At 36.1% G+C, this 14,910-nt stretch carries 13 protein-coding genes; all 13 read right to left on the bottom strand.

What is annotated here, in order from left to right; translation table 11 throughout:
- Positions 1–4: 4 nt before the first annotated feature.
- Entirely contained in the window at positions 5–889 is an 885-nt protein-coding gene (locus tag BN6559_RS13555) for a phage BR0599 family protein (RefSeq protein WP_199884002.1), read from the bottom strand.
- On the bottom strand, positions 886–2,115 hold the full coding sequence (locus BN6559_RS13550) for a hypothetical protein (RefSeq protein ID WP_110955222.1): 1,230 nt from the start codon (positions 2,113–2,115) through the stop codon (positions 886–888). The genes BN6559_RS13555 and BN6559_RS13550 overlap by 4 nt, the downstream gene beginning before the upstream one ends.
- 5 nt (positions 2,116–2,120) lie before the next feature.
- Positions 2,121–3,083 (bottom strand): hypothetical protein, encoded by a 963-nt coding sequence (locus tag BN6559_RS13545; RefSeq protein ID WP_110955221.1) that lies wholly within the window; start codon positions 3,081–3,083, stop codon positions 2,121–2,123.
- A gap of 8 nt (positions 3,084–3,091) precedes the next feature.
- The gene (locus tag BN6559_RS13540) at positions 3,092–4,303 is read right to left on the bottom strand and encodes a hypothetical protein (RefSeq protein WP_110955220.1); all 1,212 of its coding nucleotides are present in this window, start codon (positions 4,301–4,303) and stop codon (positions 3,092–3,094) included.
- 13 nt (positions 4,304–4,316) lie between these two features.
- Entirely contained in the window at positions 4,317–5,918 is a 1,602-nt protein-coding gene (locus BN6559_RS13535; protein ID WP_110955219.1) for a hypothetical protein, read from the bottom strand.
- Positions 5,919–5,923: 5 nt separating this feature from the next.
- Positions 5,924–6,949 (bottom strand): hypothetical protein, encoded by a 1,026-nt coding sequence (locus tag BN6559_RS13530; protein ID WP_110955218.1) that lies wholly within the window; start codon positions 6,947–6,949, stop codon positions 5,924–5,926.
- 98 nt (positions 6,950–7,047) lie between these two features.
- Complete coding sequence (locus tag BN6559_RS13525; RefSeq protein ID WP_199884001.1) at positions 7,048–7,668, bottom strand: hypothetical protein; 621 nt, start codon at positions 7,666–7,668, stop codon at positions 7,048–7,050.
- Positions 7,598–8,110: a DEAD/DEAH box helicase family protein gene (locus BN6559_RS13520; protein ID WP_199884000.1), complete on the bottom strand. Its 513-nt coding sequence runs from the start codon at positions 8,108–8,110 to the stop codon at positions 7,598–7,600. The genes BN6559_RS13525 and BN6559_RS13520 overlap by 71 nt, the downstream gene beginning before the upstream one ends.
- Positions 8,111–8,387: 277 nt before the next feature.
- A complete protein-coding gene (locus BN6559_RS13515) occupies positions 8,388–8,891 on the bottom strand; it encodes a hypothetical protein (protein ID WP_110955215.1) in 504 nt (167 codons plus the stop codon).
- 59 nt (positions 8,892–8,950) lie between these two features.
- Positions 8,951–13,078, bottom strand: a complete 4,128-nt coding sequence (locus BN6559_RS13510; RefSeq protein ID WP_110955214.1) for a tape measure protein — start codon at positions 13,076–13,078, stop codon at positions 8,951–8,953.
- Positions 13,079–13,088: 10 nt separating this feature from the next.
- Positions 13,089–13,238 carry a hypothetical protein gene (locus BN6559_RS19315; protein WP_199883999.1) on the bottom strand — a complete coding sequence of 50 codons (150 nt, stop codon included), beginning with the start codon at positions 13,236–13,238 and terminating at the stop codon, positions 13,089–13,091.
- A 71-nt stretch (positions 13,239–13,309) separates the two neighbouring features.
- Positions 13,310–13,762, bottom strand: coding sequence for a hypothetical protein (locus BN6559_RS13505; RefSeq protein WP_110955213.1), 453 nt, complete (start codon positions 13,760–13,762; stop codon positions 13,310–13,312).
- A gap of 90 nt (positions 13,763–13,852) precedes the next feature.
- Positions 13,853–14,854 carry a hypothetical protein gene (locus BN6559_RS13500; protein ID WP_110955212.1) on the bottom strand — a complete coding sequence of 334 codons (1,002 nt, stop codon included), beginning with the start codon at positions 14,852–14,854 and terminating at the stop codon, positions 13,853–13,855.
- Positions 14,855–14,910: the final 56 nt, after the last annotated feature.

Below are 14,910 nucleotides of genomic sequence, written 5' to 3'. Positions count from 1 at the left end.
TCACCTATATATCGATTGTGCCGACAAATCCATCTGTATCTCTCTGCACAACCAAAGTATCAATCCAGTATGCGCCTTTGCCAACAGGATTTTTTTCACTATCCGTGGGTGGCGTATAGGGACACCCATAAAAATTATCTGTATTTCCGAATTTTACAGCGCAGGTTTTAAACAATGCATCACACCCCGGAACGATAGTAAACTCGCCTGTACGAATACTTTCGCTTAACGGGTATTTTATCGTTATCGTATCGCCTTTATGCATAGCTACCGCTCTAATGTTGTTTCCTAGCCAAACCATCCCGCCAACAAAGTACCCTTCCGTAAATTGCAAAAATTCATCGGATTGAATGGACAATCCTGCTATATTTTTTATTGTACACTTAACTTTGTATTGCTCTATATCCAGCCTGCAATTATGGTCGAATAATCGGTTGTTGCAATGATACTCAAGTTTTCCGTTTGGTATTTCTTTATTTAGATAATTTTCTTGTGTAACAGAGATTTCTGCCTGACTGCCGTTAAAATTCACCTGCGATACTGTACCTTCTAAAACTTTGTCAAACTTTGTGAGGTCTTGACGATGTGCTCTGAAAATACTTAGATTCACTCTGCCCTGCTCCGGTGGACTTCCCTGATACAACATAGCTATATTATTATCTTTCTTTGTAGAGATCGTTGTTACGCCATCCTCGGATGGTTTGATATTTCCTCGCATAATATAATCGTGATAAAAGACCTCATCATTGCCATCTATGGACAAAGTTATATCTTTCACCGCCGAGGTGTAATTATAATTTAGACCATCATACGTAAATCTGTAACACTCAATAGGCCTGCCATGATAAGCAGACCCTTCATAATTCGATATATTACTGTCGTAACTCAAACTAATACCTCCTTCAATGCTATTTTTGCTGATCCGACGCCTGTCGTATCATAAGCAATTTCTAGAATATCTGATGCTAATCGATATTTGCATAAAAAGCTAATCATACGTACATCGTTTATACGCAAATCGCCAATGTTGTCACCGAGCAGAATCTTGCCGTGTTTGATATTCTTACTATCGATATACGTGGAAAAACCAACAATACTGCTTGTTATCGTCTTTCCATTGTTTAGAAAAATAATTAAGTTTTTCCTTGTTGGCAGATCTGAATAATACCTGTAGAAATCGGTTAGTTGCGTCGACAAAAAAGATTCTGAACTCAGTTTATCCTTATCTAGCGTAATATCATTTAGCCATGTTGGTGCGTAAAATGGTACCAAGCAACCTTTACAGCGAAAGAAAAATCTTTGCAGATTATTAGTCTCTTCTACATCGAGCGTTATATATTCTATCTCACGATTTTCAGCAATAAGATGACTTTTCATATCGTAATAAAAGCTACCGGTTTCATTATCCAACTTTTCTACGTTTTTTTCATAAGCCATGTCAATCTCTCTCGACCATGGCGGCCAAAGCTTAAATACTTCCAGATCGTTATATTGATCCGGCAACTTTATATTATCCAGGATAAAATTATCATCATCCCTATACGTCATATAGTCATAAGAAGGGGGTAAGGTCATTCCGTAATCTTGCGGGACAATCTCAAAATTCATTGTTAAGTTTGTATCATTACTGAAAAGCGCATTTAAATCATTTGAATCCTGGATCACTGCAGTAAACACGGGACAAACAAAATCCCCTTTCTTTCTTGCAGCCGCACTGAATTTTTTTAGTTTAATTGCACCGCTTGCTGATACGTTGACAATATCATAATAAGATCCACCGCCATTGATTTTATCTCCATAGGAGAAAAAAACTCCGCTGATATCTCTATAGGTCCACAGATATCTTTTATCGGCCTGATAATAATAATCTCCACGATTTATGTCTTCCTGGATGGTGTGCAGTCGATGCCAGGCTGGAATTTTAAAGGTGTTGTTTTGTCTTGATATAATCAGCATTCTTAAATATTGAGATTGCCATGTATCCACGCTGACATAATTAAAAGAGAAAAACCGTCTCGGCTCTTCTCTTAATGCAGCTCTTTGTTCAGTTCCATCATATGCAGTATGGATCTGCGTTTTAAATTCAAATCTTTCAACAATATTTTCATTTGCCATATGATCTACCCCCAGTTTGGCGAAAGGCCAATTACATTCGGATCATTACCTTCATCATCGCCAGGATTGTGTGGGTCTTGTCCTTCATCGTCAGGGAAGATAAAAAAATTGGTCATTATATACCAGATCATCCAAGGTTCATATACAGGACGATTATTCATAGTTTCCTCATTTCTCAAAATCGGCTGCAAGTGCGGATATAAAAGATCTGTAATAATAGCCAACACAATCAAATTGGTCATATTGTTTATAAAGCCTTGTTTAATTTTTTTCACATCATTTACTATTAAATTATCTTCTGCAATATATATTTGAGGATAATTTATTTTAAAAGATATATTACTCAATTTTGCACTAACTGCATTTATAATTTCTTCTACCGTGATGTTTCTTACAATATCCCTGCCAACATCGTAGTATGTACTTCCGTTTGCTAGGCGCTTGCTTAAATCAAAATGATATACACTTTTAATATATCGATCAAACTCGCCCCATAAGAATTGCTCTGTACTCGCATGGCCCAATTTCTTTAGTAAATAAACGACAATAAAAAAAGATGATACATCTGTAGCACCTGTAAAAATGATTCTAAACTGATGACTTTCTATGATTGCCTTGGATATAGCTAAGTCGGCCCATGAACGAATATTTGTTTTTTTAAGTATTGTGTTTCCGTCAGTATCCTGGATCACAAACATTCTATGCGTGAAATTGAATGTGTAAATGTAGCTAGAATTTAATAACAGTGGACTTATTCCTTTTCCCGAACCAATTGGCAATAATAAACTGCCAAGCTGTCCCATCATTACCGTATCTCCATACCAGATGATCGGTAATATAACCCCAAAGCCTGACGAATCTAAAATTCTGATATCTGATACATGTGATATATTTGCAGTACCTACTAGGTTAGAGTTAAAACCTTGCGAAAACCCTTCGGATAAAATACCTGGAAGTATTACGCTCATTTCCTCACCTACTGTTTAATGCTGATTCCGTCATAGCCAAATATCCCACCGCGTTTGGACATCGGAAACACCTGATATAAGTCACCGCTAGTCGGGTAGTTGATTTCATATGCTCCGGCAGAAGCTATATTATAAAGCGATATAAAATATATGCCCGGAATATATCCAACAGGACTGAATTGTCTTAGTTTATCGGGATCCCGCACCACGCACATCATTAAAGGTAAATTTACAGTAATACAATTTAAAGTATTTGAATTTCTTCCTTGATCGGTTGGACTCTGTGATTGTAGAAAATAATAATGTGGTGTTTTCGGTGCCCAGGCAGAACTTCCATCACTTGCAGCCCCCCGAATTGGCAAAGACATTTGCTTGCCGGTATAACAAACCGTGCCGCTTGTTCCTGTTGATCCGGAACTGGCCCATATAATATATCCACGGCTGGGTGCATCATCCATATCAATCCTTAAGAAAGTAGAAGCGTCTTGTTCCGTACCAAAAATTCTAAGCAAATTTAATTCAATCAAATCTAAATTCATATCAACATCTGATTGCAAAGATACAAACATTCGATAACTATTTGATGTACCACTTAAAAATTGACCGCCGTTCCAGCTTCCGATCTTCTTTATATGACCAAGCACAAGTTGTTGAAAGATTGGTTCGGCAGTCCCGGTTTCCATAGTTCGATAATAGCAAATGGAAAACGTTAATACCGGCGAATTTTCTTCGTTAATGCAGTTGGCAAATACGGTATAGTTCAATCCTTGAATTAATTGCACGCCAATACCAAGGATATCTCCTGTATTGTTTGTTGTGGCATATTTAGGTGCATCCGCGTGATCAAACCATTTTTTTGCTGCAGTAGAATGCGCTGAACTTGCGGTTATTCCAACTCCATGCATAGAATTGTTTATTGGCGGTGTTGTTGGTATGTAGTTCCCATCTTTATCTAAATGTGAAGAATACCATGCTTTCAGATCAATTCCTAACCGCTGCTTATTGAAAATTTGATAACCATTTGCACTTCTAATATTAAAAAAGTTTTTTCCGTCTGGTGTGGAAATACTTGCACGTATACCATCGCTCATTTGATCATTAATAATATCTAAATCTGCAACTGGTTCTTCAACGACATTCCAGGCGTTTTCTCTTGCAAACTCTACGATCTGCGTTACTAACTCATCCGGAGTATTAATCGTAAACTGTTTAAAAGCCAAACTTCATCACTCCTTAATCTAATTTTATTGCCATTCTATAGCGTTTTGAAATACTTCTTAATTGATCGTATTCACTAACGATACTGCTTGCCTGCCAAAACGCATCAACAAGCGAATTGTTGTATGCATCAAAATGATAATTGTAATAAAATAGCCGATCTTCCCATACATTCGGTATAATTAAAAACTTTCCGTAAGCATTGCTAATTTCACCGAATCTTGTCGGTTCGCAATTTGCATAATAATAACGCGGAATCGCACCATTATTCCCAAATACATTTGATGTAATTGTATTGCTCTTGCTTTTTTTCATATTTTGTACTGGATATAACGGAATAAGATGGTGTGTAAAATTATCGATCCCGTTTTCTACATAGGTTCTATATTCCGCAAATTCCGTAAAATCTTCATAGGTAGGATAAACATTCATAAGATCATCTTGCGCATTTCCCATAATTCGTGCAGGGGTTATATATGGATATGCAAGTCGCCTATCTACCCCTTCATGCCGCAAGGACACCAAATCTTGTTGATAATTGCAAAAATATCTCCACTGGCCATCGGGCTGCATGATATTGATTTGCGTTGGACAATTTAAGTCTGTTCCTACCCTGCAGGGGAAAGCTGGCACACTATTTGTAAATGCTGGATTATTAGGATTTAAACTAACGCCTACACCTGTGTTTCCATCAACCCGGTAAGCTCCTTGCAAATTGGCTGCGGTAGGTACTAGCCCTGTAGGCCCACACATATAGGCCGGAAATGGGAAAGATTCAGAAATCACACTTTCCATCATTCCAATATTTATGGTTTGCCAAAACTTCCCCGTTTTCATGACGACTGTCAAATTTAAATTGTCTTTTATTATCCAAAGTTGTGGTTCCGGATAATCCGAAATGCCGATAGAATCATTAAGAAATAGCAAAGGATAACCTATTCCATCTAATGGTGGAGGTGTAAACTTAGAATATCCATAGCCCGTTGTGTTACTGTTCGAGCGCAAAACTAAAGGGATTAGGGGTATTTTAAATCTTTCTTGGTCGATATGTCCTCCCTGTTCTACAAATCTCAAATTCTTGTCAAATTGTTTAAACACACCAAATGATAAATATTTGCCGTACGGACTAAATCCAGAGGATGTATCTGCAATATCAACAATACCAGTTGTACCTTCAGCACCAGTTACACGATAAACATATCCATCTTGATTTTTTGTTTTATAAACTGGATAATCTGGATAAATTTCATGATCAATATACTCACTCTGCTCTACATAATACGTATTAATTAGCCCTGAAGCTGGATTGAAGGTAAACGGCGTTTCATATTTTTTCATTAAAGGCAACACATACCTTTTTATTCGTGGATGCGTAAAAAGCCATTTGCGATATGTATTGGGTTTAAATTCATTGATCATCATACCGATATAAAATTTATCATTTTCATTTATATTTACTTGAAAAAATCGTCCATACGGAAATGAATCACCGTATTGGGGATTGCTAGGCATTCTTATCCATGCATTATCTTTATGTATCTCTGTGGAAGTAACATAAGAAGTGATGCTTTCTAATACCCCTTCCAAAGAGTCATAAGAATCCTTTATATATGCCAATTACATCACTCCCATTCAATAGCAAAATAATCATTTCCGGTTCTTCCTAGAATATTGCTGAAAATAATATAGTCTTTATCCTTTATTCTCACAATATTTTCTGATGCGATATCCTTTGAGCCTCCGATCCAATAAACCCCATCCAGTGATCCTATTAAATTATTAGGAAAGTTGCTATAAAGCAAAAAAGGAATCAACACGTGCGGCTCATCAATGATACCCGACGAAGCTTCCACATAAACCGTATATAGTTCCGTTGAATTCGTGTTTGTTGGGAAAATATTCAGTTCTCCGTATTTACTTACGCCATCATTGTTATAGCCTGCTGTCCAGGTACCGTCAACTTTTCTTAATTTAAAAGGAGATAGCAAACTGGATGTCGTAACTGCAGGATAACTTTGTTGATAAGATGCGCCATTTGAACTTGATAAGTTAACAGGGTCTGTAAACGAGGAAATTATAGAACTATCCCACGTATAGTTTCTTGCTGGGGCAGTGCCGGCAATCAATAATGGATACGGGTATTGTTTTTCTACTGATACCGGTCTAAAAAACCCAAAATATCCTGCCATATACTGCGTTGCTAGTCTAACTACAACGATAACTCTTTTTGTCGTAGCAGTTATCCAATATGCAAATGATGTGTTATTTACAGTCGGGAAACACGGATACGATGAATTCAAAGGAAGTTTTTTTATTGCTCCCGGCTGATCTTCCCAACTTTTCAAACTAGCATCATAGCCTGCATATCCATTAAATTCAATTGTCCCTGTTACAGACGCATTTGATTCTAAAACAAGTCTCATTCCAAAATAAATTTTATCCTGCCCGTCCCCTACGCCTTTGTATATAACAGAAGCTAATTGCTCAGCTTCTGCCTGTGGTACATCTGGTGTTGGTCCATAAATCGTATAGACTCTTTGCCATTTCGTTGATTCTGAAAACTTATCACCTGTTAATAGCGAATCTATCGCATTATACAGATCGTAAATCGTTGTTCCCGTACCGGAACTTGCGACAACTGTATCCAAATTAACAACCCCTTTCATTTTTGGCATAAAGAAAGACAGCTTAAAATTTAAGCTGTCTCAATTGATAATATTAAATTAATATCAACTACTCCGATATACTAAAGATTCTCCATATCTTTTATAAACTCATCAGTACATAAACTAGCAATATCTAACCAGGCGTTCACTTTACTTGTATTTGATCCTGTAAATGCAGGAAATATAGATGTGCTCGTCCCATCTTTAACTATATCTTTTCTATATATGTATGATCCAGTTTGCGTATCTACAACTTTAGCACTCATTTCCGCTGTTAAAGTCTTATTAGTTGCCCATGTAATTATAAACTTCCCTTTACCATCTCTTTGAGCGATTTGATTAAAATTTAAAATGGCAACATAATCATATCCATAAGTTTTCCCGAAATCTGCGATATCCTTACGCTTTAAAACGTTTGGATCTTGAATATCATGATCTTCTAAGTATTCAAGAAAATGAGTAGTTTCTTCTTGGGTTGCTAAAAGTGAATAATGCGATTTTGATTGCGTTAATATTTTTTCATTAAGTCCCGTCATTATGCTCGGATATTGTTTGGCAGCACCAATATTACTAATAACAATAGCCATTTTAGGATATGACTCAGAATAACTGTGTATTGATTGATTGGGATTAATTGAAGCTGAACAAATTCCCGATATCATCCATCCAAGAATTAAACTTATCGTAAACACTATTCTCATTTTTATCACTCTTTCTAGTATTGTTATATTTTTTCAATAATTTTTTGTGATTTTTATCTGCATACTTCACCGTTTCTACATACCATTGATCAACTAACGTAGCTGGTACCACGATTGACCACAATGAAGCGTTAGGTTTATTTGATATTTTAGAAATAATTTCACCATCGTCATCATAAGATATTTGGTTTAATAACATAGCTTCTCGGTCATTTTTATTGAAAAGATAATTATAGATGACATATTCTCCTGTATATTGATCAGGAATTGTTTTTACCCAAACGTTGATCATTAATCCTTTTTTACTTTCAACGTTATCGTATTTAATCGAATCGGTATCAAATTCACCAACAATTTTACCTTCAAACGAGATAGGTATATATCTATTGTTTTCAGCAAATGTTGTATTTGAATTTGCAAGCATTACTGCTATAAATGACATAATGAACGCCAATTTCCTAAGAGACATATACAATCATTCCTTTTGTTTTAGTTGCAATAAAAATAAAAATCCTTTCTTATCTATTATTAAATCTATGTAATCCGTTACCGGCTATTTTCACTATCTCTTTTACCTAAATCTCTATAAATTGATTTTATCCATCCAATTGCGACAAAATTTACCTTTTAATATTATACTGTGAATCGGAAGGATATGCAAATTCAATAACTGATTGTGTATCATAAGAAAAAGCACTCCGCAAAGAGTACTTTTTTATTTATTCCTCAGTATTTATAACCTGTTTCCATTCAGCAAGTACAGTGTCAGAAAAATCGGAGGTGGTGTTAAATCCTTGACTGTCCGTTACCCTGATTGTTACTTTATTTGCGTTTTTTATTAGATCAATTAAATTTTCCCATATAATTACTTTTACAAAAATGTTTCCATATACCGCAAATTCTCCTCGAGTAACTTCTTGATATTGATGATTTATTGGAATATCAAATATTTGATCATTTATTTTTATCTGGAATCTATTAATTTGATAAATTACACCCGGTTTGTAACCGCATGACTTATTAATTATCAAACCATAAACATGGCTAGATGGATAAATCACTTTCCCTAAACCTACTGCATTGAATAACTCTACATTATTGGCTTCACTATATACGGTTACACTATTTTCAAAAGAATCTCTTGGTTTTCTTATGACTTCTGCAAACGCTGTAATTTGCAAAGAAAAAATTAATATTAATACTAAAGCTAAAATCCTTTTCATGCCAAAATCCTCCAATGTTTTCTTTTAGAATAGCATTAGAGGATTTTATCGTCAACTAACTATTTCATCCGCTTATTAATTTGGCTATAGAATTTTGCATTTTCAATATGTTCTTTTCTCACTTCACTCTTAATGAGCGATCTGCCAAATGTATCAAAAACACGCTGACCATCTACATAATTATTTACATTTAGGCGCGGACTCATGCCAGTGCTTAAATTAGCAGTAAAGCTTTCCATAGCATTCGACATGCCTTGTGATCCTGCACGCCCTACATATCCACCTTTCGCAAATTTCGGAAGCGAAAAATGCAAATTATGAATATCACCATTATTTACTCTTTCCAAAAACCTTGTTCCGACTTTTTTTACAGCATCAGCTTTTACAACAAACTCACCATTACTTAATTTTGCAAATATGCTGTCGCTGGTTCCAGTCCCCGGTCCAACAACACTGCCGCCACCTGAAAAATACTGTGATTTATATTCAAAATTACTCGTCCCTCCACTTGAAGTACTCCCTGCCGTATCTACACTACTCCCTATCGGTATCGCATTCGCAGCACTTTGCATTGTTTGTATAACACTATTAAAAAATGTTTGTGTTCTGGATAAAAAATAATTCCCCGTAGTGTTAAATTCATTAACAAAACTGCTAAAATTACTTGATATACTGTTTAATTTTGAATCAAGTTCTTGTGTTTGCGTTGCGTATTGAGGCGCAAAATCGGTATTAAAACCAAGGGCTCCGTCTCTATTCTTCGGCTGCGATTCCCCCATGGAATACATATTCTCCGTCGGCTCAAACCATTGATTCATTAGATCATCAGTGATTTTCTTCGCAAAAACTTGCTGAATCGATTTTAATATAGACTCAACTAAATCTAAAAATGCTTCTTTCAGATTTTCAGCTTCATTGATACCATCAGTCAGAAATGTAACTAAACCATCTTCGAGTGCCTGTTTGGACGAAGTGTGAATATCATCTAGCAATGATGGGACTTTGGCAAGCTCTTGATTATAACGTCTCTGCTGCTCTATCGGCATTATATTTTTATTGAAAAAATCGCCCTTTTCCCAAATTTTCAGCTTGTCATATTCTGACCATAATCCATTTAATCTGGCATCCAATGCAGCTACATTTTGCCTAGCCCCATCAGCATCTACATTCTTCTTAGCATTTTCTTTCTGCCTTGAAGTCATGGTCGAATTGACATCGATCATTTTAGTTTGCCAATCCATATTATCCTGAATTTTATCTAAAATTTCATTGATCCCATTTTTTAGAGTTTCAGTAACTTCTTTGATTTTTGCTTTGATCGATGCAATTGTTTCTTTATCGCCTATCGAAATTGCCTGCTCTAGTTCGGTTTTCAATTCAGCTAGATTTTTATCCATTAAGGTATGGAATTTTTCTATATAAGATTCAGTTACTTCCGTTGCTGAAATTGCACCGCTTGCCAGCTGAGATAGTAATACTTCCTGGCTTTCAGTCAGATCGTTGTTTGCATATTCGAGTTTTTTCTGTGTTTCTTTAAAATCAATATCAAGTAATTCTGAAAAACGTATTTTTTCAATAGCTTCAACAACATGATTTAAATTAGCCGCTCTAAATTTTTCTGCTAATTTATTATATTTACTATTGATCTCCGCTTTATCCAACTGGCTTTGTTCATCAACTAATCCTACAGATTGTATCAATAATTTATTGCCTTCATCGAACAATGCTTGTAAAGATTTTCTATACTCTGCCCCACCTTTAGTGAGCATATCGCCTGCCTGCCACGTCATATATTGATTAAGTTGTCCTGTAAAACTCGATGCATCAAAATCAAGATGACCGGCCGTCGCCCTTGCTGACGGATCAGAGTATTCATCCAATACATCTAGTCCAATACTTCGTGCGTAATCAATGATCGCATCACGAATACCGTTTGAATTACTTTCTAAAAGAATAGACGAATAATCATCAACAACATCGAATTTATTGCCGTTGACATGGCCACCCCAATTACGCAGTCCAGAAGATACCACCATCTGCCGACCTGTTAACTCAAAAAACTTTTGACTAACTGCAGAAATTGCATTTAGAGCGACTTCGTTGAGTCCTTCAATATTAACGTCATCGACTTCTCGCCGCCAGGTTGTACCTTCTTTATTAAATGCGGTTTGTGCTGTTTGCATTGTCCCGGTTATTTCGTTTAGAGCATCACTCAATTTACCAGTAGCTTTAGCCGCTTCTTCGGCATCTGCCTGGTATTTTTTTATGCTCGCAGATCTATCTGCTTCATCTTTAAACAGAGCATTGTTTGTAGCATTTATTTTCTCCTGAATGGCCATTTCAGTATTGATAGATTTTTGCTGTTCTAAACTATAAAGCTGATTATAAAAATCTTGCGGGTTCATCGGGCTTTGCTCATTTTTAAGTTTTAAAGTCTCTATTTGATCATCTATATCTTTATTTGCTGCCTTGACCCAATCAGAAATACTTCGGATAATACTTTTTAGTTCTTTTTGTGATTCCTTTGTCGCTTCTTCTGATTGGCTATTTTGCGTCTGTTGCCTAGTCCCCGGCTGATACTGCTGCCGGTTACTTTGCTGTTCTCTCAGTTTATCCAATAATTGCTGAAGCTTATTTTCTGATTTTTCATCATCCGGAGAACTTCCCTTTAAGCTTCCGAAGTCAAAAATACCCGATTTTTCTAAAGCATAACCAGCGCCAACAGCTGCTGCACTTGCTCCTAAAGCCATTGCAATTCCCGCAGGCCCCCCCATTGCACCGGTTAAGACGTTTAATGCCGCTTGTGCAATAGATGTTGCTTTGACCGCTTCGCGCACACCTATAACCGCTGTTTTAACTAAATTAAATGCAGTTTGCATTCCTTGAATCATAGTAATAATTTTTTCAAGAATAAAAAAGCCCATTAATGTATCAACAACGATATCAATAATAGTATTTGTACCTGCAAATGACTCGTTAACATCACCGACCCCAGGATTTATTGCGTTTACAATGATATCGACAATATTGATTAATGTTTCTAGCCATTCTCCAACCCTACTGATAATTTCGCCAACAACTGGGCTTGTATTGACCAGTGCATCTCCGATATCAAGCGCTAAATTCCAAGCTCGTTCTAAAAGATCACCAGCATTTTCAATTGCTGACAGCGCTTCTTCTGAAAAATAAAAACTTCCATCATCGTCATATGCCCCAAATAGCTCGGTAAAAGATATAAATGAATCTTTCGCTTCTTCTAATCCGGTTTGGATTTTAACAATAACTCGAAGAACGCCTACATTTTCATCAATATTTCCTTGTCCATTAATTGCAGCGCTGAGCTGATCAGAAAAATCACGAACCTTTACAAGCCCTTTTTCCAATGATTCAAAAAGCGGACTTAAAACAAAGCTGCCTGTATTCATTGCGTTGTCTTGTATGGTTGATAAAAGCCCCATCATTTTATCTGCAAGTTTTGTTGACAAACCACCAAATTTCTCATCCATACCGGTTAGCAAGGCGTTTATTGCTGTATCTGCATCTATACCGGCATCCCCTATATTTTTCACCTGATCTGCAGTAAGCCCCAATTTGTCAGCTAAAATTGTGTATGCAGGGATCCCTGCTTCAGTAAGCTGCAAAAGTTCATCGCCCATGACACGACCTTTGGCTTTAATCTGCCCAAGAGCGAGTGTTATACGTTGAATGCCCTCTGTACCAAGACCAAGCCCTGCAGAGGCATCCCCAATGGAACGTAACATTTTTAATGACGTTTCCGCATCAAAGCCAAATGCTAAAAGCTTCTTACCTGCATCAGTAACACCAGGCATATCAAAAGGAGTGTCAGCTGCAATCTTTTTTAAATCGTTAAGATATTGAGTCGCCAATTGGCTGTTGCCAAGAAACACTTCGAATGAGGCTTCGTTGTTTTCCATACTCATACTATATTTGCCAATTGATCCAACTGTACTATCAAGCCCAGTTTTTAGCATAGATAAACCAGCATATACGCCTGTTAGGATCATACCAAAGTTAGCGATTTTAGAAAGGAAACCACCAACAGCTTGCGTACCTTCCGTGGATGACTTCTTTGCTCCCTTTATGGCACTTACAACTTCTTGCAACTTCGAAACAAACTGCTCATTTTCCGCAGTAATATGTACTTTTATTTCATTGTTATTTGCCAATTATCTTCACTTACTCCCTAAGCTTTTTTAGTAGCGGTGTAATTTCCTTCGCTCCACCGAACGCCATACCAATTCCACCCGTTACAGCTTCAATAAAATCAGCTTGCCGGCGCATTTCTTCTTTGAGAATTTTCTCGTAGAATAATTTGACTTCCGGCAAGCTGTATGAATTTACTATTTCATTTTTTGTATGACCATACGTGATTAACTTTTGGACAACTTCATAAGGTGTTACTGAGACTTTTTCTCCGCTTTCTTGCTTGGCTGAACTGTCTGCACTTTCGCCAAGCGTTTCGTGAAAAAACCTTTATTCACATCATAAACAGCAGTTCCTAGCTCAAATACATCATCGAGCATAAGCCCTTGAATATATACTTCATTTTTCCCGGTTGCTGTGACCATGAAATCAGTTAATGCCTTTACCAGCTCTTCGCTCTCTATGTCTCCTAGAAGATCGATAATTGGCATAGCTTGATTTATGATTGATTTAGCACCTTCATATTCTTTTAATGCCATTTGTAATTCATCTGCATGCTTAAGCAACAAATGCATAATCACTCCTAAAGGCTTAACTAATTTCATGCTCTGTGCCCAGGAGTAAGGTTTGATGGTGATTGTTTCATCGCCAATTTTGATCTCTTTTTCAGCAAACAAAATATCTGCTTCATTCAATTGTTCTGACATTATAATTCCTCCCATATAAATAAGCCGCCCGGATTCGGACGGCCATAAGTTTTGTTGTACTAAAAAAGACAGCTCGAAAGCTGCCCTAAATTATTTATTTTTTTTATTCAAACCCACAGTAATTTCGATTCTCCTAATCAAATCTTTTACAAACTCATCGGGATTCTCCCATTTAATTGTATTGACTTGTGCGATATCAAAATGTCTATTATTGAAATCAGTTTCATGACAAGTAAATATTACTTCTTTTCCTAAAGCCTTAGCAAATCCAGCTTCGTAATACACACCTGTTTTCTGCTCTGTCAAATCAGCTACAACGAAAGCCGAATGCTGAATTTCATATAAGATTTCATCCATAATAAAATTATTGTGTTGTTTATCACTAATAATACTAGGAATATATCCAGCACTAGAAATAGCAGTTTCAATACATGACTTTGCAGAATTAATAACAGGATTATCAAAAGAAAAGGACATTGCAATAAATGCGGTTTTACTATTATTCTTTTTACGTAAAAAATATACTTTTTCCCAGCCTTTAGCTGTAAACGAAAATTTACCATCTTCATCCGAAGTTATATACTGTAGTTCTTTAAGTAATCGAATAAATTCACCACGCTGATAATATGCACTTGTTACGTTAGACGGCATGAAAAATATATCAAATTGCATTTTATTAATGCCGTTTTTAAAATTTTCAGTGGGAGTATAAAACCATTGCCCAACGTCATTTATTTTAGATGCAAGTAATTCAATTACCATATCTAACCTATCATTAAAGTTATCCGGATATAAATTATAAACTGTGTCTAAATCTATATACAAATCACTATCATATTTATTAATTGATATAGTAATTGGCGTAGAATCTGTATTTAAATGATTCTTTTTCACAACTCTCAGGTAGTAAAATAATGCAGATTTTAATTTTAATAAATCATACTTACCTACATTGTAACTACCGTTTAAAGTACCAGTTATATAATCAGCTAGTATATAATTACCGCATAATTCACAATACCATACACCGGTCAAATCATTAGACGACACTAAATCAGCTTTATGTCCGCAAATTAAACATTCTTCGTTCATTTCAAGCACATCCTTCTAAAATAATGCAATATTTTACATTATATCATGGACTCACT

Source organism: Massilibacillus massiliensis (assembly GCF_900086705.1).
GTDB classification, from domain to species: domain Bacteria; phylum Bacillota; class Negativicutes; order FLKF01; family FLKF01; genus Massilibacillus; species Massilibacillus massiliensis.
The sequence above is the reverse complement of the archived record's forward strand: the minus strand, read 5'-3'. Positions and strand labels throughout refer to the sequence as shown.